This window comes from Candidatus Methanodesulfokora washburnensis, from assembly GCF_003947435.1.
Lineage (GTDB): Archaea > Korarchaeota > Korarchaeia > Korarchaeales > Korarchaeaceae > Methanodesulfokora > Methanodesulfokora washburnensis.
Map to the genome: position 1 here is coordinate 83,131 of NZ_RCOS01000062.1, position 25,027 is coordinate 108,157.

Consider the following 25,027-nt stretch of genomic DNA (forward strand, 5'->3'; position numbering starts at 1 on the left):
TCTTTAAACTTCTCCTGATAGACCTTTATGAGGATATATCTTTTCCATCCTCTTAATTGCAGGATATGGAATAGGTAAGCCCACTCCTATGTATATAACACCCTTTTTATCTTGATGTCTTAAAATTCCCGTGGCATCGAACAGGATCAAGTTATCCTTCCCAGAAAGGGATCTTATTCTGGATATCTCGAGATCTCTGAACTCTGGATGACCTACCAGAAGAGCAACACAATCCGATCCAGATATTGCTTCCTCTATGCTCCCTGCCCTAGCTCCCCCAAATGTCTCATCTGATCTGGGATCGTACACCACCACATCATATCCTTTCTCTAAGAAGAACTTTATGAATTTCTCCGATGGGCTCTCCCTTGTGTCGGATACCCCTTCCTTGTATGTGACACCTAGGACAGCTATCCTCCTTCTTCCATTGCACCCAACGAGATCCATGACCTCGTGAACTATTCTAGCATATCTGTAGGGGCCGGAATCATTCACATTTCTGGCCTCAAATATCATGAGGGGCTCATATCCCAACTTCCTCCCAGCATGATAGAGAAAGAGAGGATCCTTTGTCAGGCAGGGTCCTCCAACTCCCAGTCCAGCTCTTAGGAGATTAACTCTTGGGTGTCTGTTTGCAAGCTCCATGACCTCCCAGAAGTCTACCCCGAGCAATTCGCATATTCTGGCAACCTCATTGGAGAAAGCTATGTTCACATCCCTGTATGCATTTTCCACCAATTTGACTACCTCTGCTGTCCTGAAGGATGTGTGAACTATGTCTCCCCTGATAAAAAGCCTGTAAAGATCCTCTGCAGCTCTTGCTGCCTCAAGAGAGTCAGCTCCTATTATCCTAGTGTTTCCAGTTATCTCCTCTATCAATCTGCCGGGCAGTGCCCTCTCAGGGCAGTATGCTATCATCAGATCGCTTCTCTCCTCCTGCTTGAGCCAGTTCATTATCATCCCACTTGAGCCCGGAGGAAGCGTGCTCTCCACAACTATCAGCCCATTTTTTCCCACATAACGGGCTGCTGTCCTTATTGCATCCTCTAAAAAGCTCAGATCCGGATTTCCATCCGAGAACTTTGGTGTTGGAACGGCTATTATTGCTGCATCTATCCCCATTAAGTCCTCTTTTTTGTAACTCGGCCTGTATTTTCCGGTCGATATCGCCTTTTTCAGAAGGTCTTTCAGATCCCTCTCATTTAATCTTGTTATTCCCTTTCTGAGCTCCTCAACGAGCGATCTATCCACATCATATCCAACTACCTCTACGCCAGAGTTAGCTAAGAGGACAGCTATTGGCAAGCCTATGTATCCCTGACCGATCACTCCAACTCTTCTGAACCTCAATTGCCACACCACATTCACATGCATCCTCGAGTAGAAAAGCCCTTCTGATGGAATTGTTGAAATCGAGGAAAATGACCATGAAAGATCTCAAAACCCATAGTTTTATAACTTAGTTCAGCCTGTGCATGTGATTGTTGCTGCTGATAGTTTTTGGGGAGAGATAACATAATTCTTGGAATGAGGAACAAAACTGCTTAGCAAGACTTCGAAGAGGCAAAAGATGAAGCAGTTATCTTAAGGGATATCTAAAATTTGCTTAAAGAGATAACTCAGGATTCCTTTCAATTTGATAGAGAGATTAGACTAGGGTTCCTCTTATCTCCCTGACCTTCAGCCTTGTTATATGGCCTGCTATTCTGTTCCTGTACACCTTTGACTTTATTTCAGCTATCTCATTGAGAATCCTTTTATTGTGCTCAAAATCCGTTGTCCACAGGTCAGAGTACTCCTTCACCAGCTTGTATGCGATCCTCTTTATGTTCTTCTCCTTTACTGTTCCCATGTCACCACCTGCTACTGCACGCCCCTACTGTCTAAGCAGTATTTAACTTTTAATGTCCATGGGAGCTTCTATTTGTCAAGAATTTTTAAAAATAATAATTTAAATTTCATCTAAAGCAAAGCTTTTTAGAAAGTTATGATCGTTTAACGTGTGAGAAACTCTGATATAACACCAGGACTGCAGGAATACCTTACATCAATATATAGACTGAAGAAAAGCGGGAAAAAGGAGATTAGAATAGGAGATCTTGCCAGAGAGAGAAATGTGAGGCTTCCTAGTGTGACAGGTGCGATGAAAAGGCTCGCCAAGATGAACTTAGTCAAGTATAGCAGATATGGAAGCATTGAGCTAACGGAGGATGGGGAGAGAATAGCAGAAGTTCTGGACAGAATAGAGAGGGATTTCTACTCATTCCTTGTGAACTTTCTTGGTGTGCCGGAGGATGAGGCCAGAGAGGAGGCATGCCATGTGGAGCATGGGGTAAACGTGGAGACAGCTAAAAGGCTGGTTGCATTCATGGATTATCTGAACAAATGCCTACCGGAGGAGGAGAGAAGAAGGATAAAGGAGTATATTGAGGAAAGAGCAGATCTGAAGTGTAGTACTTAACTGTGAAGCATATTTGCAGCAAGAAAAAGTTAAAATATTTATCCCAGCAATGAGCGGTGGTGATCATATGGCCAAGTACAAGATAGTTCAGGATAGAGAGAGCTGCATAGCTGATGGTGTTTGTGCATCCCTTTGCCCCGATAACTGGTACATAGCTGATGATGGTCTTGCCTCTCCAGTCAAGACGGAGCTGGATGACCTGGGATGCAACATGGATGCTGCGCAGGCCTGTCCTGTGAATATAATTCACATATATGAGATAAAGGAGGATGGGTCTCAGAAACAGCTGATATGACCCTCTCTTTTTTATTTTTGCGCTCAGAGTGAGTTGGGCACCTCACTCATCGGTCGATGCTCGTATCATCATCGCGCATTATGAGCTGCCCACAGCTGAGCCTGTGGGCTTCCAGCATTTGCCCGGGGAGGGGGAACATCCCAAAGCAACAGGACTTTCTTATTTTTAAGCTTTTCACCACTTACTATGAATAGCGTGGTTTTTCCGGCGAAATTTGATAATAGCTATAACTGTTATAAAGCTTGAATCAAGATTGTTTTTAAGATGCACTGACCAAAGGGATAGGAGGTGGTCCTTGATAGAAGTTCCTTATGCAACTGTTGCGCAGAGGCTTATGGCCGGTATCATAGATCTCATGATAATCTCCGTCATCAGCATGCCTATATTCATTTTTACGGCCAAATACTCTCTTTTTGTGCAGTTCTCTTTAGCGACATCCTCTGCTGTTGTGCTGACGACTCTATATTATTCGCTGACCGAGGGAGCTCTTTCAACAAGTCCTGGAAAAAAGATGATGAACTTATATATCCTAGATTCTGACTCCTTTAGGCCAATTAGTTACAGACAGGCACTTGTGAGGAACATAATCAGGATGGCAGACGCCTCCCTTCTCTACCTTCCCATGGTGCTGAACAAGGACAAGAGGAGAATCGGCGATGGAGCAGCTGGAACCATTGTTGTCTCAAAGAGGAGGCTTTCTGTAAGAGTAATAAGCCCTGAGGAGTACAAAAAGAGGAAAATGGTAGAAGGTGGAGCATATTCAATGGATTTAGCTGTTGCTGAAGCCCTTATAGATAAGATAAAGGAGAAAGCAAGTACATTTCCAGCAGAAAAACTGGAAAATACAATAAAGTATATAGAAAGGGGGGTAAAAATCGATGAGATAAAGAGGAGATCTATGGAGACAATTGGCAGCGATGATCCATGCTCCATTTTAGCTTTTTCTGTGCTGGCTGGATACATCCCAGCAAGAAGTATTCTCTCTCAGCAGGACTTCGTCGATATACTGGAAAAAGCATCCCTATTTGCCTTTTCCCAAGAGGAAAGACGATCCCTTTCCATCAAAGCAGGAGTGCTCAGGGGAATAGATGAAGCTGAGAGATATACCAAGCCCTTTAGACTTAACATTCTTTTGAGGTCAATGTGGGACTCTCCAAGGCTGTTCAGGGAGATAACACCGTTCTTTCTGGCATCTTTTTTCATCCTGTTGTTTTCAGCATTCTTTGCCATGTGGATGCCGAGCGATATAGTGAGCCAGCTGAAGGAGCTCATGGGAAAAGAGAACATAAGCATGCCAGGTCCATTTGTAACAGCGATTATGATAATTTTAAATAATATTAAAGTATGGTTGCTTTTGTATGGAGGAGGTCCCCTTATCATAGCCTCCCCTTCCGTTACAGCGATTAACGGAGTGATACTGGGCAGCGTGGGAGGTCTGCTAATGAGAGAGGGCAGAGCCCTTGATTTCCTCTCCGCGGTGCTCCCACATGGCGTGATGGAGGTGACAGCCATACTGATAGCAAGCTCTATCGGCATAAAGATGGGCCTCTCATTGATATTTCCTGGAGAAAAAAGCAGATATGAGTCATTAAAGGAGGTGGCAATGAGATATTCTGATTTAGTAGTGCTATCTGCAGTCCTCTTGTTTATAGCAGGATTTGTGGAAGCATTCATAACTCCCATTTTAATGCATGAACACAGCATAGCTATAACTGTATCAATATTAGAGATTATAGTCCTTTATTTATTTTTATTAAAATCTAAGTAGATATATAAGAAAACAATAAGCTCAGCACTTCTGTTGCCCTAGAGGAGGGAAGTTTTTCAAGGATATAGATAGTCTCCTCCCTTATCTCGTCTATCTTCCTCGATATAACAGTCCTGGGATCTGAAGAATCTATTAGATGGGATAGCTCCTCTTTTCTCTCCCAATCGTTGAGGTCGTCTCTCATCTGGTATATCAGGCCCATGTTCCTTCCTATCAATGCAAGATCCTCGGCCAGCCTTTCCTTTGCGGAGAGCATGCCGCCTATCCTCAGGGCTGTCTCAAAAAGTATTGCTGTCTTTCCATATATTATATCCATATATCTCTCAAATGATATTATCTCCTTTTTTCTAACTAATTGACTCTCCTCAGCCTCCTTCTCGCTCATGAGCCTCGTTGCAGCAGCGACTATATCGCTTATATCGCAGCCATACATCGAGCTTATCCTCAGAACAATTGATAAAATGAAATCAGCTATCAATATGGAGAGCTCCAGCCCATATCTCCTGTGAAAGGAGGGAAATCCCCTCCTAGATTGATCTCCATCTATTATATCATCATGTATTAAGGATGCTGTGTGCAGAAGTTCCACCATTGCAGCTGCAGGATCCGGATCTCTTCTGGGCCCGCCTATCTCATTTCCCAGGTAGAGGAGCACAGGTCTTATCATCTTTCCTCCTCTTGTTGCCTCGAGAAGTGGTTCATAGAAGATGGATCCTCTGTATTCGGAGAGCACGTTAAGCAATGCTCTTGATCCCCTGTTGACGTATGGAGATATGAGCTCTTTTACCCTTTCCTCAAGCTGAGCGCTGTAGATCAAATTCCACACCTATCCCCTTGCCACCAGAGATCTTAATAATAATTTCTTCATTTTATAACATGATATTTTCTTTTATACCTTTCCACAAAGGTTAAAAATGTGGGCACTGCCTATCGCTGGGAAAAGTTGGTGATTGTGAAGAGGTGTCTGGATGCCTGAGAAGGAGCATATTAACCTGATCTTCGTCGGACATGTGGACCATGGAAAATCCACCCTAGTCGGAAGAATACTCCTTGACCTCGGTTTGGTCAAGGAGCTTCCTCCAGCAGAGGTAGCTGGAGAGGCACAGCTGGCATGGCTTGCAGATAGGTTGAAGGAGGAGAGGGAGAGAGGAGTCACAATAGATCTGGCTCACATGAAGATAGAGACTCCTCATAAGATGATAACAGTGATAGATGCTCCTGGACACAGGGACTTCGTGAAGAACATGATAACAGGCGCAAGCCAAGCTGATGCAGCTGTTTTAGTTGTAAGCGCTAAACATGGAGAGGGAGTTCAGGCACAGACGATAGAACATGCATTCCTCCTAAAGACACTGGGTGTAAATCAGCTTGTAGTTGCTATAAACAAGATGGACGACCAGACCGTTAACTACAGCAAGGAGAAATATGAAGAGGTAAAGGCAAAAGTTGCTGATCTGCTGAAGAAAGTTGGATATGACCCCTCAAAGATCCACTTCGTCCCGACAAGCGGGTGGAAAGGGGACAATGTGACAAAAAAGAGCGATAAGACCCCATGGTACGATGGACCGACTCTGTATGAAGTATTTGACACTTTCACCTCGCCTCCAAAGCCTCTAGACAAGCCTCTAAGGCTTCCAGTTCAGGATGTCTTCAGCATAAAGGGAGTCGGAACTGTGATAGTCGGCAGAGTTGAGACAGGAGTTCTCAAGCCTGGAGACAGCATAATAATAGAGCCTCTTGGCAAAACAGCTGAGGTGAAGAGCATAGAGATGCATCATGAGCCGTTGCAGAAGGCTGAACCAGGTGATAACATAGGGATAAACGTGAAAGGAGTTGAGAGAAATGAGGTAAGGAGAGGGGATGTGATAGGGCATGTGAACAATCCTCCGACTGTTGTGAAGGAGTTCACAGCTCAAATAGTGGTTCTGCAGCACCCAACAGCGATAGCTCCGGGCTATACCCCTGTCATTCATGCTCACACAGGGCACATGGCGTGCAAGTTAGTGGCTATAGAGAAGAAGATAGACCCAAGGACAGGACAGGTCTTAGAGGAGAATCCCGCATTTATAAAGAGAGGAGATGCTGCTGTGGTCAGATTTCAGCCTCTCAAGCCTTTTGTCATAGAGAGATTCAAGGACTTTCCACCTCTAGGCAGATTTGCTGTCAGGGACATGGGAATAACGGTAGCTGCTGGGATAGTATTGGATGTAGTGCCAATGGAGAAGAAGAAATAAACTCTCTCCTTTTTTGATCAGGTGATTCAATGGATACCCTGAGGGTTGAGCTCATCAGCACAAACCCAAGGAGCTTAGAAGAGGTATCTAGACAGTTAAAAGACATAGCCGAGAAAATGGGGATAAGAATTAAGGGCCCGATTCCTCTGCCCACAAAGAGGTTGAGAGTGACTACATTGAAGAACCCCTCAGGTGAGGGAACAAGCACATACCATAAGTTTGAGATGAGAATCCATAAAAGGATAATAGACATACCAAATCCAGACAACAGATTTGTCAGAAGGATGATGGAAATCTCCCTGCCGGAGGATGTGAAAATAAGCATAGTGATGCTGTCTAAGTGATTGTTATTTCTCCTGCATGAAGAAGCCGAAGTTAACAGTTCTGGTGTATAAGTTTTATAGTACCTTTATTTTGGGTTATATTAAAAAGGAATTTTTGATAAATTAATTAGAGGAAAGTTACTGGGATAATGATATCACTCCTCCATAAACTCAGAACCCGGAGCCAATGGCTCCGGGTATACGCCGGGGGTGGGATTTGAACCCACGAGGCCCGATTGGGCCACCGGCTCTCAAGGCTTCCCCCTTATGAAAAATGGAGAATCTAAAGGCTCTAAAATCCGTGAGGGACTTCACGACTTGAGAATTGAGAATGATGAGAATAAGAGAATATTAGATGATTTCAGAGATTATTTGCTGATAGACAGGCAGCTGGAAGAAGGAACTGTTGAGAGGCACATTTTGGAGATAAAGAGACTATTTAAGAACTCAGATTTCAACCCTCTTCAAGCTGAAAGGTCTGATATAAGGAGATATTTGATGAGATTCAAGGATCTATCCCCCTACAGCTATGCAAACATCTTAAAGGCACTGAGGATCTTTTACAGGGATTACTTGGGAAAGCCAGAGGTCATTCAGGGGTTCAAATTCCCAAGCAGACCCTACAAATTGGTCAAGATTCCCCCGAAGAAAGATCTCAAGGAATTTTACAGCTGGCTGAAGGAGCCCTTAGCCAAAGCGATGTTTTTGATCTACGCCACAACTGGACTTAGGAGAAAGGAGGTTCTTTCACTCAAAATTGGGGATATAGATTTTGAGAGGAGGATGATAATTCCAAGAGGGGGATCGAGGACGAAGAAGACATGGATTACCTTCTACAACTATGAGGCAGAAGAGGCCTTGAAAGAGTGCTTGGGATCTTTTTCCAATTTAAAAGGAGAGGAAAAGCTCTTTCCATTCGGCGAGCACTATTTCAGGAATAGATGCAAGCAGTTTGAGAGAGAAAGGGGAGTAAAAATAACCCCTCAGGTGCTGAGGGAGTGGTTTGCCTGCGAAATGGGAAGGCTGGGAGTTCCTGATAGGTATGTCGATGCTTTCTGCGGAAGGGTTCCAAGGAGCGTTTTGGCAAGGCACTATACAGACTTCAGCCCAGAAAAGCTAAAGGAAATATACGATAAAGCCAATCTCAAAGTTTTGAGCTAAAAGCTTAAATATTCTTTTAACTGTGAACTTAAGATGACTTATGTGGTGGATGAAGATTTAGAAACCCTAAGGTGAGAATATGCCGACATTTAAAAAACATGAAATGCACTGTAGAATAATCGGTTTACCCAAAGAAATTTGCAAAGCAGTAAACCGATCTACCATCCCAATGAATTCCAGGATGTAGACATCGGGAACTCCGACATCAGCTGAGCGACTGCGACTCAATTGCTCAAAGCTTTAAGTATAAAGCATTAGCTGAGGGTAAAAGTGAATCAGAAGCTTCAAGAATTTCTGATCAAGCAAGGTCAGCTTGCATGCTACACATTCGGGATGATTGTGAGGAAGGTAGCGAGGTCTGCAAAAAGAGTTTGCCATGCGAAGAAGTAAAAGAAGAATTATACAGGCTTATTTTAAGGGCGAAGCTGGGTTATAAGGGCTAAGGATTCAAAGATGATATTTATCCTTTTAAGGGATAGAAATCCTACAAAAACCTACCTTTACCCCATGAAAACCCTAAATTTAGCTGTGGGCTTGCAACAACTGCTTAACTTGTTTTATAATCAATTCGGGACATTCGATTTCATCTATCCATTTTAGAGTTCTAAAATCGTCCCAAGCTCTCCGCCAAACAGGACAAACAGGGGATTTTACCCCTGTTTTTGAGTTCATTTTTAGTGGTTCGAATTTTTCAGATGAAATTTGAGGAGAGATTTCAATTTTCGAACTGTTTGTCTCTTTAACAGCTTTTGATATGAGCTCAAATGGCTTTGTGTAGGTAAAAGCGAGTTTATTCCCATTTAAGAAAAGCTCCTTGAAAACAAGCCTTATTAATTGTCTTTTCTCTTCAAGATTGGCTTTTAGATAGATTTCTTTTGCTCTTTGGGATAATTCGTAGAGGTTTAATCCGAGCTCATAGTACTTCAAGTTGGCCCTCTCATGCCTTTTGATTGCAGATTCAATTTCCTCTTTCTCCTTTGAATACTGCTTAAGCTTCCTCTCGTAGAATTCTTCAGATATCTTTCCATCCAGCTTATCATCGTAGAGCCTGTCTAACCTATTCAAAATCATCTCATACCTTCTTTTAAGCTCGTTTAAACATGCTTCACGGTAGGCGATTTCGTCTCTGTGGCTGTCCTTTAGGGCTTTGTGAACCCACTCCATTAACCGTTTATTCTTTATCTCAAGGTTTCCGAAGGCCTCTAAAACCTGCTTTTCTACTTCATTCTCTTTAACCCAAGTCTTCTGAGCACATCTTCTGTATTGGCTACAATGGCCGTAAACAATTCCCTTGTGTTTTTCCCAAGTGATGAGCCTCTTGCATTCACCGCACCTAATTAATCCCTTGAAAAGCCAGAGGTGCTTTCTGTATTTTGGGGTAGTCTTCCCATTTAACACTCTCTGGGCTCTATCGAATAATTCTTTTGAAATTATGGGTTGATGCTTTCCGTCATAAAGCTTTCCATTCCATCTAATCTTCCCGTAGTAGAATGGATGTGATAGGAGAGAAGCCATCCTAGACTTACAGAGCTTATTACCTTTTTTCGTCCTCAAACCTTCTTTCCACATCACTTCAACAAGTTTTTCCAGAGAATAATTTCCAGTAGCATAAAGCTCAAACATCTTCCTAATTAAGGGAGCTTTCTCCTCATCGATCACCGGAATTTTGTGTCCTTCGCTCCCAACAAGCTTATAACCCAATGGCGGAACTCCGGGAAGCCAACCTTGACTTATTTTCTCCATCTGTCCCTTCTTTATCTCCTCAGAGAGGTTTTCAATGTAGTTTTTAGCTAAAATAACCCTTATTCCCCAATTTAACTTCTCTTGAGACCTAGAGTTTTTGTGGAGGACCAATGAATCTTTGACTAAGTGGACCTGCCTTTCAGGATCTTTCTCAAGCCATTCATCAATTAAAACAGCATCCTTTAAATTTCTAGTTAACCTATCAACCTTTTCGCAGAGAATGATCTTAATGTCGTTTCTCTTTACAAAAGAGAGCATCTCCTTGAAAATTTCTCTTTGTCGTTTCCCGCTTGCAGATTCAGAGACTGAGAAAATCCTTGCAACTTCAAAACCCTTCCTTTCAGCATACTCTCTGAGGAGTTTCTCTTGAGCAGGTAAGGAATAACCAGTTTCCTCCTGCTCCCTTGAACTAACTCTCGCATAGATTACTGCCTTCATGTTAAGGAATAAATTATTCTACAACCCTTTTGCTAATGAGTCAAATTTTATTTCCTCTTCAACTTTCCGAAGGTCTTTTAGATTCTCTCTCGCATAAATCTTGGCCAGCAATTCAAAATAAGAGAGAAGATTTTCTCCAAACTCAAACAATTCCTTGTCGCTGAGCTCTTTTCCAAGATCTTCCCTAACTATTTCCCTTAATTCTTCTAGGAGTTCTTGGCTCAACATGTCCTTAATTTTCTTTGCGCGAAAATGCCTTTAAACCGCCTTTACCCCATAAAATCCCAATTAAAATTCAGGGTCTGAGCCTAACAAAAGGCTCCATTATCTTGAGGATTTCCTCTTTAGTCTTTAAAATGATTTCGGCTACTTCCTTTAAGCTCTTATTCTTCCCATCAGCTAGCCTCTTTCTACACAAATACTCAAAGATCTCCTGAAAACACATATCCAGAGTAGGGAAATACCAACTTTCTTGCTTATCAAGCCTCTGATCTGGCCTTGATCTAATCTTAACTACAAACTGGTTCTCATCAGCATAAATTGAAATCCTCTCATTTATCTTTGTTACTAGCTTCATAATCGTAAAACTATGATTTTCTTTATCCAGTCTATATCGGGCGAATACGATTGTCAAGAGGAAAATAAAAAGAGGCTTGTCTTTTCTTCTCTTAAGAATTAGAACTCAGCGATTGTTTTGTTTCTACAGCACAGTTTCTCTCCATCTGGCTAAAAGTTCCTTCCACTTAGAAGGCTCAAAGTTCTTTGCCAGTGAAGGAAGTATTTTTCTTCCTACGAAGTCCTTATCTGTGGCCGGATATTTATCTAATTCTTTAAAATACTTTCTCTCGTTTGTATAAGAAATTTCTGCAACAGCCATCAGTATATCTTTTGCAAATTCCTCATTCAGGTTTTCTTCTACTTTAACAGTGAGTACTTTTATTAAATATGGATCTAGCCGATAGAACAAAAACCAATAATAACTATCATATATCACATAATACCATACATTCAACTTCTCTGCGTAATTTTTAACCTTCTTTGAATAAGCTGCTAGGCTTTTTCCTGGCTGATTAAAAACTCTTCGTTTAGTTTCAATTATGAGCTTTGGTTTTAAACTCCCATACTCTTTAGAGAAGATAACAAGGTCCGCTCTTTCTTCCTTTCTCTCCTTAATTTTTATTGGAACCTCGGGTATAACCTCTGAAAAAACTTCTTTATAGGAGTCTTTTGAATATTCCACTCCATATTTGATTGCATTCTTAAAGACTCTGTATACTTCGCATTGTACATAACTCTCCTTTTTTAACTCTTCTAATCTCATCCAGTTTTTTCTAAGGATTTGAATTTAAGCCTTTTCCTCATGAAGTTTTCTGAGACCTGAAACTCTTCAGCTAGTTCTGAAACAGGGTCTAGGGATTCTTGAACCCATTCTTCCTTCAATTTCTCATTTAACTTATCCTCCGGAATTAAAAGGTAGGCTGCAAATACTTCAGCTTCCTTCTCCTGTCTTCTCTGCTTCCAGTAGTTGAACCTGTCATCTCTTTCATCCAGAAAGTAGTTCACTCTTGTGTTTCTGTGGAATAGGTGATGAGCTAGGCCATGAGCAATTAAATGCCTCTTCTTATAAGGATGCAAATTCGGATCTATCACGATAACACCTTCATCCTTTATGTAAACCTCCTTGATTATCTTCCCTAAGGGGATTTCTATAACTTCTGCTCCCAATTTTGAAGCCAAAAGCTCAAGGTCATCTATTCCATACTTTTCCCTTATCTCATTTGCTTTCTCAATTATGTGCCTCATGTTTTCTTTTTCCTCATTCTTCTCTCTTTAACCTTTAAGTAGGCATTAATTATAGCCCTTTTATCTCTTTCTGGCAAGCTCGGAATATCCTTGAATAAGCTCAAAAGCTCAGGCTCCTTTATTCCTAAGGCCTCAAGTTTTGACTCCAAAAGCATGTCCTCAAGCACTTTAAACGGAACATCCAAAGCCTTAGCGATCTTCTTCAACTTTTCCCTTGATGGGATGAAGTGCCCGCTCTCAACATCAGAAATATAGCTGTTTGTCTTATAGCCAAGCCTCTCAGCCAACTGTTGCTGAGTTAATCCCTTCTGTATTCTCAGTTGTTTCAATTTTTGGCCAAAATTCATATCGCCTATAGATGATATTAGCAAAAGCGAAAATTATTGTCAAGCTAAGCAGTTAAAAAAGACTTTGACCTTTCTGCTAAAAGCATGTAACAAATTTATTAATTTCTATCCTTTCTCATTTACTTGCAAGTTCCAATATAGGCCAAGGTTATTTTTAAAAATTTAGACTTTAACCTGTCTTTGAGGTTACAGGGGATTAGGTATAGATAAGCGGATTTACGATAAAGGCGCGCGCCGCCCTTCAAGTAACAACTATGGCATCTACGGTAGCGGTATATTTTGGGCTATTAGACTATACGGTCTATAGCTATGTACCAAAAGTTTAAAAATGGATTTATTCAAGCTAAAATAAAAATTATTCCATTAATAATTGAGGAGCCTCAACTTTGTATTCATCATGACCTCTATTTAAAATCTATTCTCTAAAAATTATATAGGAAATCTATTTTATTTTCCTGATCCTGTAGTAAAGGTAGTCCAATTAGAGCGAGAGCTTGTTCCACTAGTATCCATATAGAGCACACACCATTCGTATTCGGTATTTGGCTGGAGTATCCCGGAAGGGACTTTAGTGCTTGTCAGATCATAGGTGCGCCATCCGCTGTTCCAAACCAATTTTTTGTCTTTTTCTACAAGTATTACCCACATAGTTTTCAAGTGAGAATCTCCATCCGGATCGCTGAAGGGTGATGCACGTAGGGTTGGGGTTAAAGAAACACCCGTTGTCCCATTCGGTGGTTCCAGATTAGAAGGTTTATTGGGGAACCTATTGTCTATTTTCTCCTTAATGAGAACCCCACCATTTGTTTCAGCGACCCAGCCGGCAGATTGCGGAAATATCACAAACCACCAAGTTAATCCCCCTGCGTATTCGGGTCCTCCAGTAACTGTGCCTATCTCACCCGCATGCACTGTGCCTTTTACTTCCCCATTAGGCTGTTTAAAAACATCCACAGTCTGAGCCACAACCTCTATGATATCTCCTCGATTGATCTTGCCATCAATGCTCTTACGTGGTTTCTTGAAGATGCAACCATTCTCCAATATGATCTCATTTTTTCCTATCTTCCCCCTATAAACAGCTTTGGTGCCAAAGGTTTCTATGATGAGTGTTATCTTATCTCCTTCGATCTCGTACTTTCCAGCAACAGTGTACTCTCCAGTGTAAGTGTACTTACCTGATGTATAATAGAGCTCTCCATTTGGTCTGAATTCAAGGGTGTTCCCTATTTCACACTGTTCGTCCTTAACAACGCAGAGATATTCCCCGATAAGTCCCCCTCTTGAAATTGGCGGTAAGAGAATGTAATAAACCAGACCACCTATGATAACTACCAGAATCACAGCCAGCAGCCACTTCATATACGACATAGGATCCACCGCATTTCGAAAGAGTGCCCAAAATATAAACATATCTCCGTATTAGTGAAATAGGGAGGGCCTTTATAACAGGGGGCTTGCAATTATTCTTATCGAACTGAACAAAAAATACCTCTTTTTCGCAGGTGGTACAGAACTTTGCCTCTGGTTCCGACTCTACCCCACAACCCGGGCAGTACTCACCTTTCTTCAGGTGATTTAGCTTCTGCTATCTTGGAACCACAGTAGGGACAAAATAACGAGCCGTTGGGTACTTTTTTCCCACAATTAGGACAGGTATCAAATTCTCCGGATATTTCACTAATTCCTTTGTGCAATAGGGTAGTCCATTTCTCGATGCTACCTAATAGGGTGCTTGCTATTCTAATCGCTGGCAAAATTGCGACAGCCAAGAAGATAAGCGAGTAAACCCAGGTAGCTCCTATTAAGAATGGATAACACATACCTTTGAATGAAGCATATGCTATCCATATCGCTCCAAGGTAAGCTAAATTCGAAGCAATAACAGCGACTTCAGGAAAGGTTGGGAAGGTACTTTTAATGGAGGAACTGATTTCATATCCAAATCTCAAGACTATGGTTATCATCATTACGGCAATTATTGCAGTGACGATATCAGGAATCCCAAAGGGTATTCCGGGAATCGGAACTTCCATGCCAGGCAATCTGACTGCAATAGCATTGATTATTCCTAAGACTATCAGGGAAATTACTAGTTTAATAATGGGCCTGTAAATTCCAGAAATTTTTCCAAGAGACATTTTCCTCCCTCCTTATTTTTTTGCTAAAGCTTGTTATTTAAACTTTTCTTTGATATGGAGCGCCATGTGAAAATTCCTATTAATAAAAAGATCAAACTTAATATAAGTAATGGAACGTATCCATGGATGGAGAAAGCTTGAGCTGAAGGTAAGACGTATGTTGAGATCCATACATAATATTCCTCTTTTTGAGGAACTATTTTTCCATAAACTTTCACAGTCCAAGGACCTGCCAAGGGATTCTTTATTATGACATACTCTGGTTTAACATCCCCTGAGTAAATAACGTTAGGCGCTGTGAAATTAATTTCTTTTCCTAATGGATCATAAATTTTTAAATCTAAATTGCTTCCTTTCCAGTTTAAAACCACCCTGATAGAATCTGTACCAAAGGCAACATTAAACGTTCCTGCTTTTACTATTTCTCCCTCCTTAACACTTCCCGTGAATGTAGATTCAATCTTCCATCCAGTTGTTCTCAGCCCACTCTCTATGAAGATGTTTTCAAGCTTGAAAGAATCCGAAGCATAATAATATTTTCCTCCAGTACTTTCTGCCATTTTTCTGAGAAATTCTTCACGAAGATAGCTTGGATCTCCATAGCCAATAGTATAAATTTTTATTTTCTTATCTATTGCTTCTTTAACAGGCCCCTCTAAAACATCTTCTTCCTTCATCCCTGTTGTAATATGCCCATCGGTAAAGAAGACTATGGCTTTCATAACGCCAATTCCAGTTTCAAGTTCATTTAATGCCTCCTTTAAAGCCTCACCTATGTTCGTGTATCCACCCGGCCATGCTTTACTGATGGCATTTTTAACAGCATCGAAATTTGAAGTTAAATGGACATCAACATGGGCATCAGTAGCAAACGTTATAAGAGCAATTCTATTTCCCGGCAATATTACATTAATGAGAGCCTCTGCTGATTTCTTAGCTGAATCAATCTTCATCTCTCCTTGCCATATATCTCCCATACTTCCTGAACGATCAATCACAAGGACTATGTCAAAATTCTTCGCAGGAGTTATAATGAATTTTCGCAATTCAGTTTCATCGCCATTAAACAAATTTAGATCTGCCTTTCCATTAGCAAGATTAACGTCCCGTTGATATTGCCAAAATGCCCAAGTCTTCCATCCTCCTGTCTCAGGAAAATCGATAGAAGTGGGTTCCCTATTTATGGGATCGGCAATCCAAATATCGTACTGATCAACTATGGTAGAATCTCTTAAAAAGTAAAATAGAAACGAATTCATATATAAAATAGGTCTTACGCCGGTTTTCCCCTCTACAGTGTCCATCCACTCCTTTATCCACTGTGCAAGTTTTTCCTTACCTAGTAGTTCTGGATGTAGTTCTCCAAGTTTTGGATGCTTTATATCTTCAATATCTAAAGCAGGTCTGAGGTATCCCTCCTTAAGATAATTTCCAGCAAGTTGAAGGAAACTTTCTGCTTCATCTTTAGCTTTGTTAAGTGGGTTTCCTTCTTTATCCACAGGAAGTCCAAAATGATAAACACCTACTAAAAAACCTGCTCTGCGAGCATCCTCTACCCTCTTTTCAAAACCTGGTTTTGCCCAATTTACTCCTTCAGTGGCCTTGACAAATACAAATCTATAACCTAAGTGGTACACTTCTGACCAATTTATATCCTCTCTTACATCAATTCCTTTTACTCTTTTACTTGATTGAGCTAAAACTTCAACCCGAGGAATATGTCCACTCAAGATTATGCTGGCCATCATCAAGCCTATAAATAGAAGGACAGAAAATTCTTTCTTCAATTTCATTCCCTCTCGCCCCTATTGTTTTTCCTGATGCACTCTTCTAAATAAATTTTTCGTCATTGCCATTCTGTATCTTCTTTAATAAAGTTCAAGGACTTAATGGTAAAAAGTTACACAAGCTCTTTCCGATGTTTGTTGATTTAGATAAATCCCAATTTCTTTATTTTTAACTCTAAAATAATTATTTAAGAGAGATAGCTCCTTCTTTACTTTTCGTTGTTAAAGTTGATATTAAATATTCAAGTAAAATTTAAGTGTTTTCACTTAAAGAATCTAAAGGTGGAGAGCATTTTATTAAAGGTTTCTTTTTCTTTAATTTCATCAAATTCTTTCAATGGGCCTTTATAATCGGGGGTATAAATTACACCACTATAATAAAGTTCAAAGGTGAGATGGAAACAGTAATCATTGTGATAAGTACTAAAGTATTGGGTAATAATACAACTACCCATTCCGCAATCCCCTACTTCTTTCTTGTAAAAGACTACTTTATTAAAGATCACTCTTTCTGATTTTAGTTCCTCTAGAGTACCGGGAGCACGAGTATATTCAGGAGCAGGGTCGGAGCATTCTTCACGATTCTTATTATCTATAAAAATTTTTAAATACTTTCCAGTTAGGTTTGTACCGGGGGTAAGTGGAAGATCTATTACGATGCTTTTCCCAACCTTTCCCACTTTTGAGTCTTTTGGATATTTCACTTCAAATCCATACTCTTCATTTGTATAAGTCTTCCAATCAGAGACATCAACTTCTTCCAGCTCGGTAGGAGCGGGTTCTTTTGGCATTTCTTTTTTAGGCTCTTCCTTAGATGCTTCGGGTTTTTCCATAACTGGAGCTGGTTTTTGTTTTACATAGAAAATGCTTATTCCTATTGTCCCAGCTACAAAGAGAACTAATGCTCCTATTAGAACCCATTTTAATCTATTGAGCATGATCTTAAAGAATCTATTTTTCAACCTTTACACAATTATATCAAAATTTCTAATAATCCACAGCTAGGTTCTTAGCAATTGTATTTGAACGATCAAAATGGAATGAGGTATCGTAATTATGTAATTAATATGCAGAGCAAAAGCCAAAACAGGATAAAAGACTACGAAAAGAAAGCAGGTTAAGCCGGTCTGATTTAGCTGAAAAGATCGGGATTTTTAATCTGAGATTTCTAAGATTAGGACTGGCGAAAGGAAGTCCAATATTTATTTAGCAAAGAAGATAGCAGAACCTTAGGGTTAGCATTAATAAATTTTTGACTTGAAAAATTAGATTTCTACTATTATAGCTAGGAAAAAGAAAAAGTCAATCTGTGAAAATATGCGCGCGCATAAAGAAAAGGGAGCAGATGTATGGATTAGAGTCAGTGATTATATCCTACGCCCGGCAAGCATTCTTTGCTCTTTTACCGACAAAAAAGAAGTGGCTTCATTAGAGAAAGGAGAAGTAATAGCAGTGATGGGGAAAAACAAGGGTTTAGAAGAAACACAGTTTGGAGGCTCATATCTACACTTCGAAGATTGCCATCTGCGAAGGATTGAAGAGCTAAAGGAATTTAAAGCAGAATTTGAAAAAGAAACCGGAATTCTCAAAATCAAAAACTTCGGCTATGATTTAGAGGTGAAAGTAAGATCGCCCGAAGGGGAGCTCTTACCCGAAGCAACCCTCTTTATTCCATCAGTTAAGTATTATGAGACTCTCCAAATAGTTAAAGTATTCGATATTCTTACAGGACTTCTTACCAACCCGAAAGGCCCGAGGCCAGGAGAATATTCTGTACTCGTTAGAGAGATAGACAACAAAAATTTATTGTATGAGGAGAAATTCAGCATAGGTGGGCCAGAAAAGGCTAAAATGGAAATAGAAATTCAAGGGAGCTGGGAAAAGGCATGGGAAGGATACGAGTATTATATAAAAGGAATGAAAGTAACGTTCGTAAACTCCGAAAAAATTCCAATAATAATAAGATCGCCTCATGTGGGGATATATAAAGATGATACAAGTTTGTGCTCTTGCTCTCAGTGGTTTGGGGAGCTAGAAACTACGATACTCCAGCCAGGAGAGAACAAAACATATATTCTTACACTCTGCTCCGCCTTCTATCCTGTAACTACTGATGCAAAAGGGGGAGAATATAAATTAACTCTTAAAATCTATATCCGCGGTGAAATAATAAAAGAATTGGAGACTACTCTTAAAGTACCACCTCTATCATAAATAAAATGTTCTTTATGATCAGAATAAATCACAAAGATTTTTTAATTTAAAAAACCTTCTTTAATAAGTTCGTCAGGAATTTCTTCTAACTCCCTTTTGGAATGTCCTCAATAGGCACCAAGGTAGGAAGGAGAATAGAAATATTTTCTACACAGCGATTTTTAGACTTAGAGATATAAATACAACTTTTCTCAAGTTCATTTGCCTCTTTTGGGTGTCTTATCTCGAATCCAAATTCTTCATCTCTAAAAATTTTCCAGTTGGAAGTATCAACTTCTTTAATAAAGGTTTCCTTTTGTTTTCCGGAAATCTCTATTTTAAGTTGCTCAATATTTTCTTTGAGAGCTTTTATTTCTTTTCTAATTTCCTCAATTTCTCTATTAAATTTTTCTTCGATTAAAGAGAATCTTCTTGTAGTATAAGTACCTAATCCTACTACTCCAAAAACAAGAGTTAAGAATATTCCGATTAAAAGCCATTTTTAATTATATCAGAAATTCCCAGTTATCCACAGCTCAGGGTCTTGACAATCGTGTTTGGACGATTAAAATGGAATTAAGTATCGTAGTTTTGTGATGAATTCATAAAGGTTGCACTCAAGATGGGATTGAGAAAGAGAGGAAGCTAGGATTGATTGTCTTGACTGAGTGTTCGGCATCTTTCGAGCAGAGTTAAGAGTAGAAAGAGCGTTTAATTGAGAGGGGGTTGCTGGAAATGGTTGCCTATTTATTTTGCCTTGAATTATCGCATTTTAACGATTATGGCTTACACGAAGATTGAAAACAAAATACTGGATAAGATCTTGACCTCAAACTTCACTAAAAGACAGCTAAAGATTCTTCTTTTCATAATCAGGTTTTCCTATGGATTGGGAAGAAAGTATGCTGTTTTGAAGAAGAGAGATTTTTATTTTACGGGCATTCTCCCCTATTATGTTGAAGAAGAACTGAAAAAGTTGATTCTTAGAGGAGTCATAAAGTGGAATCCAAAGCTCGGAATCTCCTGGATCAACAGGAACTTGAAAGAATGGGTCGATAAGGGGCAGAAGGTAGATTTGTTTAAAGGCTGATATGGAAATACGGAATCAAAAAATTGAGATTAGGAGTATCGGAGATGGAGATTGGTACTGGATCCCAAGGGTTATTTTTGAAGATTACACTCCAAAGATAGGTGTGATAGGTTTGGCTTTGTACAATGCCTATTCCTCATACGCAAGGGATAAGGGTGTAGCATTTCCATCTCAGAGAACTTTAGCTGAAAAGCTTGGAGTAAGCATCAAGACGATAATCAAGTATAACAGGGTATTGGAAGCTAATGGTTTAATTAAGGTTGAGAGGAAAAAAGGTAAGGGGAAAACTAACCTAGTTACACTTTTGAAGGTTGAAAATGTGAAGCAGGTTCAGACCCATCCTGTAACAGGTTCAGTTAAGGTAGTGAAAGAGGTTCAGACAAAAGAAAATAATATGAAAGAAAACACTATAGAAGTGGATGCTAAAGCATCTCCAATAGATGTAATTGATTACTTTAAAAAGAGGGTAAAGGAGTTAAAGGGATTTTGCTCTGAGATTGATTACGGAAAGGATGGAAGACTTGCTAAGGAGAGGCTTAAGAAATACTCCTTTGATGAGATCAAAAATTTAATAGATTGGTACCTGAATTCGGAGAATTTTGAGAAGTTTGGAGCTTCACTGTCGGTTTGTCTATCGAATTTCATCGTCAACTTATGGAAGGCTAAAAAGGTTGGGGAGAGGAACATCGAGAGCCTTTACCCATTATGGCGAGAGGGAAGTTAAAATCACCATACAGGAAGGGATATTTGAAAGAGCTTGAGGTAATGAGGATTCTGAGGAATTCAGGAAAGTTTGATGTTGTCTTCAGATCGGCAGCTTCCCACTCGCCATTCGACATAGTTGCGATTTCGAAATCAAAAGTCCTTCTTTTGCAGGTTAAAACTGGAAGCTTCAACTTAAAGAGAGAAATTGAGAAGTTGAGAGAAATTAAGACGCCAAGAAGTGTTGAGAAGCAGCTTTGGATCTTAAACAAGAACTGGAAGATAATCAGATGCTAATATGCTTGAGAGAAACTTCAAGTTAATAATTCTTGAGCTTCAGATAATTCTTGAGAAAGCAAGGGACAAAAGCCTCTCTGAAAGGGAGAGAGAGGAAATTAGGAATTGGTTAGAGAAAATAGAGGGAACTTTAAACAGAATAAAGGAAGTTTGCAGAATTGAGAGGGAAAATTTGAGTATCTTTTCAAATAAATTGACTGAGAAAATAGTTAGCGATGCTACACAGAGGGACTGAAAACAAAAGATCTTAGAATTTGAAGCAAATATATCAATTATGGAAGGAAAATGAACAAAAAAGAACCTTAAAACTCAAAATGGAAGGAAATGGATGACTTTCTCTTCGTCGCCTTCGGCTCGCTCGCTCCGTGAACCCAGATCCTGAGAATTCGGGATCTAGGTTGGCGGAGCGAAAAAGCTCCGCTGGGAGGTGAGAGAATGAATTTGGTTGATTTGGTGAGAGAACTTGAGAGGCAGAAGAGGAACAGATTGGATCTTATTGTGGAGAGCACCACATTAAAAGCAGTACCCGACGAGGGAGATGGGATAAGGTTAGAGATACCTGAATACGGAGAGTTTCCTCTAACGGAATGGGCTCACGGACAATTAGCAGATAAGCTGGAAATTCCTAGGAGATACTACGAGAGAATGAGAAATTCAGGGAAATCAGAACTTTTAGCTGAGAATGTGAATGCATGGCTTGGAGAAAGGGAGAGAAGGTTAATAAGGATTTTGGACGGGAGAATAAGAGCCATACTATCGGATAGATACAGGATGATGGACAACTATGACCTTATCTTTCTAGCCCTAGATGAGTTCAAAAAGAAAGAAACTGTTGAAATCTACAGGATAGATTTGACTGAGACAATGCTCTATCTGAAAGCTGTAGACAGGACACTAGCAGAATCGATAAGGGAGGGAGATGTGGTTCATGGTGGAATAATCATAAGGAACTCTGAGGTCGGTGCCTCAGCTTTAAGAATAGAGCCTTTCATACTGAGGAGAGTATGCGGAAATGGCCTAATCCTCCAGCAGTCATTAAAGAAGATACATTTAGGAAGAGAGACATTGGAAATAGGGGAGATAAACTGGTCCCATGAGACAAGGGAGCTTGAGGACAGAGCTATTTGGGCAAAGATAAGGGATATAATCAGGGCTACATTTGATAAACAGATATTCCAGTCATGGGTCAAAAAGCTAAGGGAGAGCACTCAAGTGAAAATTGAAAAGCCAATTGAGGCAGTTGAAAACATTGTGGGGCATCTGAACTTAAGCGAGGAGCAAAAACAGAGACTTTTAATGCACTTTTCAGAGCCAACAAAATATGGGCTGATAAATGCAGTGGCAAATCTGGCAGGAGAGTTAAAAGACGTTGAGGAACAGGTAAAACTTGAGGAATTCGCAGGGGAAATGCTGGAAGGTGAGTGAATGTCTGCCTCAGAAAAATGCATTGAAAAACTTTTCATCGATATGAAGCAAAAATACATTGAAGAAAGAGAGAAAACAAGGGAGAAGTTCAAAAGAGAGGGAAAGCAGGTAATTTTTGTCCATGAGCTCTGTGAGTGCCCAGAGAAGAGGAGAATGAGGCAGAGGTTTCCGGATATAGAAAGAGCAGAAATTTACAATCCAAGATTTGCTGTTGGACAGCTGATAGAGGAAGCTTTGAGGCAGAGATTCAGGGGAGAGGAAAGGAAATGCACTAAAGAATTGACAGTTGATGGAAAGCCCTATTTAATAAGCGGAACGATAGACATAGTTGAGCCAGAAACAAAAATCCCAATAGAGGTTAAGTACCAAACCTCAATTCAGGACAAACCCTTTGAGCACCACATCTTGCAGCTCAGATTCTACCTCTGGCTAATTGGTTCTGAGAGAGGAGAATTGCTCTACGTGAGCCCGGAGGGATTGAAATTCTTCATTATAAGGAAGCCGTTAACCGATAGAGAGGTAATCGAGCTAATAAAAGATGAGAAATCTCCCAGATGGCCAGAATGGGAGTGCCAGTACTGTCCATACAGGCAGTTCTGTAGCAAAAGCAACTGCAAACACAGAAAATAGCTCTTTTCAGTTCTTTTAATGCCAAAGGGGCAAAATACCCCTTTGGCTTCTTTTTTAGCTTCAATAAAAAGCAAAATCTTTTATTTAGGTTTAAACACAAAGAATTAAAATGGAGAAAAACATTAAAACACTTGAAGAGGAGCTGAACTCAATAATTGAGATCTGTGATGAGAAGATAAAGCATTATAGAGCCTTAGTTGAGGAATATCAGATGATAAAAGGCTCTGCTTTATCACTGCTTAATTTGAACAACGACACAAAGAGAAAGGCCGTTTCCCTTATAGATGCCTTAAAGAGAATAAAGTATGCACTTTACGCCTTAATGGAGAGCGAAAATGAGGATTAAAGTTAAAAACATCCTTTGCCCAATCTGCCACAGCAGAACCTATTTTACTGGAAAAGTGGTTTATGAAAACGAGAGAACTGAGGTAATAGAGTGGAAGTGTTCCGAATGCGGTGCAATTATGAAATCGAGGCATGACAAGCTAGGAAAGAAATACAGCAAAATTGCAGGTAAAAGAATACTGAGTTCAAGACCTGCAATCTGGATCAGAAAGGGAGGCTATTGGGATTTGTTATTCTTTGAGGTCGGGAAGAAACTCTATGCTTTCCGTTCAATTGATGTAGAGAGGTTAGAAAGGGATGAGATTCTAGCAATACCTGTTTATCAGGTTATAGCGAAATGAAAAAAGATTTTCTTTTATAAAATCTATTTTCTGAAAATATTCGATAATACTTTAAAAAAAGGGACATGTTTGTTTTCATGTCCCCTAAATACTACTCTCCTTCTATTTAAAAATCTTTCGGTGCATCTCTTGGATGCGACAACATAGGAAGCCTACGATTATTAAGCCGTTAGGTTCCATACTTTTGAAAAATAATATTACCTCTCTCTTTTTATAAGGTATTATGGAAATATAGAATTAACTACAACGGATTAAAATTATAGTTTTATTTTAGTTATAGTGATATATTTCAAATTTTATTTCACTAGTTTTCTTCAATATTACTTTGAAGTTGTTTTTTACATTCTGCAATTAAGTTAGGAATATCCTCACTAGCAGGTAATTGAAGAAGTTTGGGTGCCTTCTTCCAGGATATTTCGAGATCTGAAAGTGCTTCACTAAGAAACCTTTTGTATTCCTCCCGAGATTGTTCCTTTAAAAGAAGTGCGTACTTTTTCTTAGCATAACCTAATCGCCACCAGTTTGCAAAATTTTCCGGTTCTTCGTTGCATGCCATTTCAAGCCAATAAATTGCATCTTCGTAACGATCGAATTCAAGGTAAAAAACTCCTATTTTGTAAGGAATCTCCCCTGCTGAGAATTTTTCCTGTCTTGCCTTTTTAAATTTTCTTGCTATTTTTTCAGCTTTTTCGAGTTTCTTCTTTGCATCTTCTTCTTTTCCTTCTTCCTTCAAAGTAATACTTAAAAAAACTAGAGCCATATAATGTAGATTATTGATTTTAAAGGCCTTTCTAAATTTTTCCTCTGCCTTTTTAAGTTTTTCCATGCGCTCTATACTAGAAGGTTCCATAGTCATTGCTTGACCAAGAAGCATTTGGCCGTAAGTAAAATATATGCTGCTTTTCGTTTCAGGATTTGTTTTAATTTTAAGTAAGTTTTCATAGATTTTCTGAGCCTCATCAAAACGCTTTTCTGTCGCAAGATACTTCGCGAAATCTCTAATCACTCGAGGATTACCCTCAGCAGAATTGATATAGCTGTACCCAAGTTGCGTAACTAAGTCAGTATCTATCTTAATATTTATCCCAGTTTTTTTAATTTTTAAAATAACTGTTATATAGTTATCAAATAAGGGAATAGGACCGAATTGCTTCATCCACTTCTCTGCATCCTCTAAAGCCACCTTAATATCTTCCAGATTGAAAAAACCCTTCTCTGTGATGAAACTTAAATAGGCTTGGCGTACAACTTTATCTTCTGGATGACTTTGTAAATATGCCCAAATTCTTATTATTGCGTTCTTTATTCTTTCTTTATCATTTGCATACTTCTTTTCTGAAGATAGATATCGTACAAGTATCTCAGGATCCTCTATCCCCTCCATTCTAACTATTCACCCGTAAATCTCAATGGGCTTTTGGCAAATTATAAATTTTTCGGATATCTCTAAAGATGAATAATAGTATATATTTATGCAAAAAGCTCTTGACAAATTCTTGATAA

29 protein-coding genes are annotated in these 25,027 nt (G+C 39.6%); 15 read left to right on the forward strand and 14 right to left on the reverse strand.

The features are described from left to right. Positions 1–3 precede the first annotated feature (3 nt). Together D6D85_RS04390 and D6D85_RS04395 are read right to left on the reverse strand one after the other, a co-directional pair. A complete protein-coding gene (locus tag D6D85_RS04390) occupies positions 4–1,350 on the reverse strand; it encodes a nucleotide sugar dehydrogenase (protein WP_161969685.1) in 1,347 nt (448 codons plus the stop codon). A gap of 298 nt (positions 1,351–1,648) precedes the next feature. Next, complete coding sequence (locus D6D85_RS04395) at positions 1,649–1,852, reverse strand: 30S ribosomal protein S17e (protein WP_125670856.1); 204 nt, start codon at positions 1,850–1,852, stop codon at positions 1,649–1,651. A 150-nt stretch (positions 1,853–2,002) separates the two neighbouring features. Here D6D85_RS04395 and D6D85_RS04400 point away from each other — a divergent pair, with 150 nt between their 5' ends. From D6D85_RS04400 to D6D85_RS04410, 3 genes are all read left to right on the forward strand, one after another. Beyond that, positions 2,003–2,461 (forward strand): metal-dependent transcriptional regulator, encoded by a 459-nt coding sequence (locus tag D6D85_RS04400; protein ID WP_125670857.1) that lies wholly within the window; start codon positions 2,003–2,005, stop codon positions 2,459–2,461. 67 nt (positions 2,462–2,528) lie between these two features. Then, a complete protein-coding gene (locus D6D85_RS04405) occupies positions 2,529–2,756 on the forward strand; it encodes a ferredoxin (protein ID WP_125670858.1) in 228 nt (75 codons plus the stop codon). Positions 2,757–3,051: 295 nt separating this feature from the next. Continuing rightward, the gene (locus D6D85_RS04410; protein WP_125670859.1) at positions 3,052–4,524 is read left to right on the forward strand and encodes a stage II sporulation protein M; all 1,473 of its coding nucleotides are present in this window, start codon (positions 3,052–3,054) and stop codon (positions 4,522–4,524) included. Here the strand turns inward: D6D85_RS04410 and D6D85_RS04415 are convergent. Next, positions 4,517–5,341 carry a polyprenyl synthetase family protein gene (locus tag D6D85_RS04415; RefSeq protein WP_125670860.1) on the reverse strand — a complete coding sequence of 275 codons (825 nt, stop codon included), beginning with the start codon at positions 5,339–5,341 and terminating at the stop codon, positions 4,517–4,519. The two genes, D6D85_RS04410 and D6D85_RS04415, sit on opposite strands and share 8 nt — an antisense overlap. Positions 5,342–5,492: 151 nt before the next feature. Here D6D85_RS04415 and tuf point away from each other — a divergent pair, with 151 nt between their 5' ends. The 3 genes from tuf (at position 5,493) to D6D85_RS04430 (ending at position 8,242) form a co-directional block, all read left to right on the forward strand. Further along, the gene (gene tuf / locus D6D85_RS04420; protein ID WP_125670861.1) at positions 5,493–6,758 is read left to right on the forward strand and encodes a translation elongation factor EF-1 subunit alpha; all 1,266 of its coding nucleotides are present in this window, start codon (positions 5,493–5,495) and stop codon (positions 6,756–6,758) included. 29 nt (positions 6,759–6,787) lie between these two features. Next, on the forward strand, positions 6,788–7,102 hold the full coding sequence (gene rpsJ, locus D6D85_RS04425) for a 30S ribosomal protein S10 (protein WP_125670862.1): 315 nt from the start codon (positions 6,788–6,790) through the stop codon (positions 7,100–7,102). A gap of 297 nt (positions 7,103–7,399) precedes the next feature. Further along, positions 7,400–8,242, forward strand: a complete 843-nt coding sequence (locus D6D85_RS04430; RefSeq protein ID WP_161969686.1) for a tyrosine-type recombinase/integrase — start codon at positions 7,400–7,402, stop codon at positions 8,240–8,242. Positions 8,243–8,764: 522 nt separating this feature from the next. On the opposite strand, the gene D6D85_RS04435 is transcribed toward D6D85_RS04430, so the two are convergent. The 10 genes from D6D85_RS04435 to D6D85_RS04480 form a co-directional block, all read right to left on the reverse strand. Beyond that, positions 8,765–10,423 (reverse strand): recombinase family protein, encoded by a 1,659-nt coding sequence (locus tag D6D85_RS04435; protein ID WP_125670864.1) that lies wholly within the window; start codon positions 10,421–10,423, stop codon positions 8,765–8,767. A gap of 18 nt (positions 10,424–10,441) precedes the next feature. Continuing rightward, on the reverse strand, positions 10,442–10,648 hold the full coding sequence (locus D6D85_RS04440) for a hypothetical protein (RefSeq protein ID WP_125670865.1): 207 nt from the start codon (positions 10,646–10,648) through the stop codon (positions 10,442–10,444). Between the two features lie 70 nt (positions 10,649–10,718). Beyond that, a complete protein-coding gene (locus D6D85_RS04445; RefSeq protein WP_125670866.1) occupies positions 10,719–11,000 on the reverse strand; it encodes a hypothetical protein in 282 nt (93 codons plus the stop codon). A 123-nt stretch (positions 11,001–11,123) separates the two neighbouring features. Then, positions 11,124–11,744 carry a Uma2 family endonuclease gene (locus D6D85_RS04450; RefSeq protein WP_125670867.1) on the reverse strand — a complete coding sequence of 207 codons (621 nt, stop codon included), beginning with the start codon at positions 11,742–11,744 and terminating at the stop codon, positions 11,124–11,126. Further along, positions 11,741–12,226 carry an ImmA/IrrE family metallo-endopeptidase gene (locus tag D6D85_RS04455; RefSeq protein ID WP_125670868.1) on the reverse strand — a complete coding sequence of 162 codons (486 nt, stop codon included), beginning with the start codon at positions 12,224–12,226 and terminating at the stop codon, positions 11,741–11,743. Before D6D85_RS04455 ends, D6D85_RS04450 begins: the two co-directional genes overlap by 4 nt. Further along, positions 12,223–12,597 carry a helix-turn-helix domain-containing protein gene (locus D6D85_RS04460; RefSeq protein ID WP_125670869.1) on the reverse strand — a complete coding sequence of 125 codons (375 nt, stop codon included), beginning with the start codon at positions 12,595–12,597 and terminating at the stop codon, positions 12,223–12,225. The genes D6D85_RS04455 and D6D85_RS04460 overlap by 4 nt, the downstream gene beginning before the upstream one ends. A gap of 423 nt (positions 12,598–13,020) precedes the next feature. Continuing rightward, the gene (locus D6D85_RS04465; RefSeq protein WP_125670870.1) at positions 13,021–13,944 is read right to left on the reverse strand and encodes a hypothetical protein; all 924 of its coding nucleotides are present in this window, start codon (positions 13,942–13,944) and stop codon (positions 13,021–13,023) included. A 188-nt stretch (positions 13,945–14,132) separates the two neighbouring features. Next, positions 14,133–14,714, reverse strand: coding sequence for a zinc ribbon domain-containing protein (locus D6D85_RS16810; protein ID WP_237558752.1), 582 nt, complete (start codon positions 14,712–14,714; stop codon positions 14,133–14,135). Positions 14,715–14,737: 23 nt separating this feature from the next. Beyond that, positions 14,738–16,507, reverse strand: coding sequence for a GH25 family lysozyme (locus tag D6D85_RS04475; protein ID WP_125670871.1), 1,770 nt, complete (start codon positions 16,505–16,507; stop codon positions 14,738–14,740). A 257-nt stretch (positions 16,508–16,764) separates the two neighbouring features. Beyond that, positions 16,765–17,463 (reverse strand): hypothetical protein, encoded by a 699-nt coding sequence (locus tag D6D85_RS04480; protein WP_125670872.1) that lies wholly within the window; start codon positions 17,461–17,463, stop codon positions 16,765–16,767. Positions 17,464–17,818: 355 nt separating this feature from the next. Here D6D85_RS04480 and D6D85_RS04485 point away from each other — a divergent pair, with 355 nt between their 5' ends. The 9 genes from D6D85_RS04485 to D6D85_RS04525 all read left to right on the forward strand — a co-directional run bounded on the left by D6D85_RS04485 (position 17,819) and on the right by D6D85_RS04525 (position 23,524). Then, the gene (locus D6D85_RS04485; RefSeq protein WP_125670873.1) at positions 17,819–18,715 is read left to right on the forward strand and encodes a hypothetical protein; all 897 of its coding nucleotides are present in this window, start codon (positions 17,819–17,821) and stop codon (positions 18,713–18,715) included. Positions 18,716–19,475: 760 nt separating this feature from the next. Continuing rightward, the gene (locus D6D85_RS04490; protein WP_125670874.1) at positions 19,476–19,784 is read left to right on the forward strand and encodes a replication protein; all 309 of its coding nucleotides are present in this window, start codon (positions 19,476–19,478) and stop codon (positions 19,782–19,784) included. A gap of 1 nt (position 19,785) precedes the next feature. Next, positions 19,786–20,508 carry a helix-turn-helix domain-containing protein gene (locus D6D85_RS04495; protein WP_125670875.1) on the forward strand — a complete coding sequence of 241 codons (723 nt, stop codon included), beginning with the start codon at positions 19,786–19,788 and terminating at the stop codon, positions 20,506–20,508. Next, positions 20,490–20,783, forward strand: a complete 294-nt coding sequence (locus D6D85_RS04500; protein WP_125670876.1) for a hypothetical protein — start codon at positions 20,490–20,492, stop codon at positions 20,781–20,783. The genes D6D85_RS04495 and D6D85_RS04500 overlap by 19 nt, the downstream gene beginning before the upstream one ends. Before the next feature lies 1 nt (position 20,784). Next, entirely contained in the window at positions 20,785–21,018 is a 234-nt protein-coding gene (locus D6D85_RS04505; RefSeq protein ID WP_125670877.1) for a hypothetical protein, read from the forward strand. A 200-nt stretch (positions 21,019–21,218) separates the two neighbouring features. Further along, on the forward strand, positions 21,219–22,208 hold the full coding sequence (locus D6D85_RS04510) for a DUF932 domain-containing protein (protein WP_125670878.1): 990 nt from the start codon (positions 21,219–21,221) through the stop codon (positions 22,206–22,208). Further along, positions 22,209–22,838: a CRISPR-associated protein Cas4 gene (locus tag D6D85_RS04515; protein ID WP_125670879.1), complete on the forward strand. Its 630-nt coding sequence runs from the start codon at positions 22,209–22,211 to the stop codon at positions 22,836–22,838. Positions 22,839–22,947: 109 nt separating this feature from the next. Then, entirely contained in the window at positions 22,948–23,184 is a 237-nt protein-coding gene (locus D6D85_RS04520; RefSeq protein ID WP_125670880.1) for a hypothetical protein, read from the forward strand. Then, positions 23,174–23,524, forward strand: coding sequence for a hypothetical protein (locus D6D85_RS04525; protein WP_125670881.1), 351 nt, complete (start codon positions 23,174–23,176; stop codon positions 23,522–23,524). Before D6D85_RS04520 ends, D6D85_RS04525 begins: the two co-directional genes overlap by 11 nt. Positions 23,525–23,828: 304 nt before the next feature. Here the strand turns inward: D6D85_RS04525 and D6D85_RS04530 are convergent, their stop codons facing one another. After that, positions 23,829–24,908, reverse strand: a complete 1,080-nt coding sequence (locus D6D85_RS04530) for a hypothetical protein (RefSeq protein ID WP_125670882.1) — start codon at positions 24,906–24,908, stop codon at positions 23,829–23,831. Positions 24,909–25,027 lie beyond the last annotated feature (119 nt).

Coding starts and splice junctions, on each gene's coding strand:
- D6D85_RS04395 (WP_125670856.1), bottom strand. CDS start 1,852: ATGGGAACAGTAAAGGAGAAGAACATAAAGAGGATCGCATACAAGCTG.
- D6D85_RS04405 (WP_125670858.1), top strand. CDS start 2,529: ATGGCCAAGTACAAGATAGTTCAGGATAGAGAGAGCTGCATAGCTGAT.
- tuf (WP_125670861.1), top strand. CDS start 5,493: ATGCCTGAGAAGGAGCATATTAACCTGATCTTCGTCGGACATGTGGAC.
- rpsJ (WP_125670862.1), top strand. CDS start 6,788: ATGGATACCCTGAGGGTTGAGCTCATCAGCACAAACCCAAGGAGCTTA.
- D6D85_RS04435 (WP_125670864.1), bottom strand. CDS start 10,423: ATGAAGGCAGTAATCTATGCGAGAGTTAGTTCAAGGGAGCAGGAGGAA.
- D6D85_RS04445 (WP_125670866.1), bottom strand. CDS start 11,000: ATGAAGCTAGTAACAAAGATAAATGAGAGGATTTCAATTTATGCTGAT.
- D6D85_RS04450 (WP_125670867.1), bottom strand. CDS start 11,744: ATGAGATTAGAAGAGTTAAAAAAGGAGAGTTATGTACAATGCGAAGTA.
- D6D85_RS04455 (WP_125670868.1), bottom strand. CDS start 12,226: ATGAGGCACATAATTGAGAAAGCAAATGAGATAAGGGAAAAGTATGGA.
- D6D85_RS04465 (WP_125670870.1), bottom strand. CDS start 13,944: ATGTCGTATATGAAGTGGCTGCTGGCTGTGATTCTGGTAGTTATCATA.
- D6D85_RS16810 (WP_237558752.1), bottom strand. CDS start 14,714: ATGTCTCTTGGAAAAATTTCTGGAATTTACAGGCCCATTATTAAACTA.
- D6D85_RS04475 (WP_125670871.1), bottom strand. CDS start 16,507: ATGAAATTGAAGAAAGAATTTTCTGTCCTTCTATTTATAGGCTTGATG.
- D6D85_RS04485 (WP_125670873.1), top strand. CDS start 17,819: ATGCGCGCGCATAAAGAAAAGGGAGCAGATGTATGGATTAGAGTCAGT.
- D6D85_RS04490 (WP_125670874.1), top strand. CDS start 19,476: ATGGCTTACACGAAGATTGAAAACAAAATACTGGATAAGATCTTGACC.
- D6D85_RS04495 (WP_125670875.1), top strand. CDS start 19,786: ATGGAAATACGGAATCAAAAAATTGAGATTAGGAGTATCGGAGATGGA.
- D6D85_RS04500 (WP_125670876.1), top strand. CDS start 20,490: ATGGCGAGAGGGAAGTTAAAATCACCATACAGGAAGGGATATTTGAAA.
- D6D85_RS04505 (WP_125670877.1), top strand. CDS start 20,785: ATGCTTGAGAGAAACTTCAAGTTAATAATTCTTGAGCTTCAGATAATT.
- D6D85_RS04510 (WP_125670878.1), top strand. CDS start 21,219: ATGAATTTGGTTGATTTGGTGAGAGAACTTGAGAGGCAGAAGAGGAAC.
- D6D85_RS04515 (WP_125670879.1), top strand. CDS start 22,209: ATGTCTGCCTCAGAAAAATGCATTGAAAAACTTTTCATCGATATGAAG.
- D6D85_RS04520 (WP_125670880.1), top strand. CDS start 22,948: ATGGAGAAAAACATTAAAACACTTGAAGAGGAGCTGAACTCAATAATT.
- D6D85_RS04525 (WP_125670881.1), top strand. CDS start 23,174: ATGAGGATTAAAGTTAAAAACATCCTTTGCCCAATCTGCCACAGCAGA.
- D6D85_RS04530 (WP_125670882.1), bottom strand. CDS start 24,908: ATGGAGGGGATAGAGGATCCTGAGATACTTGTACGATATCTATCTTCA.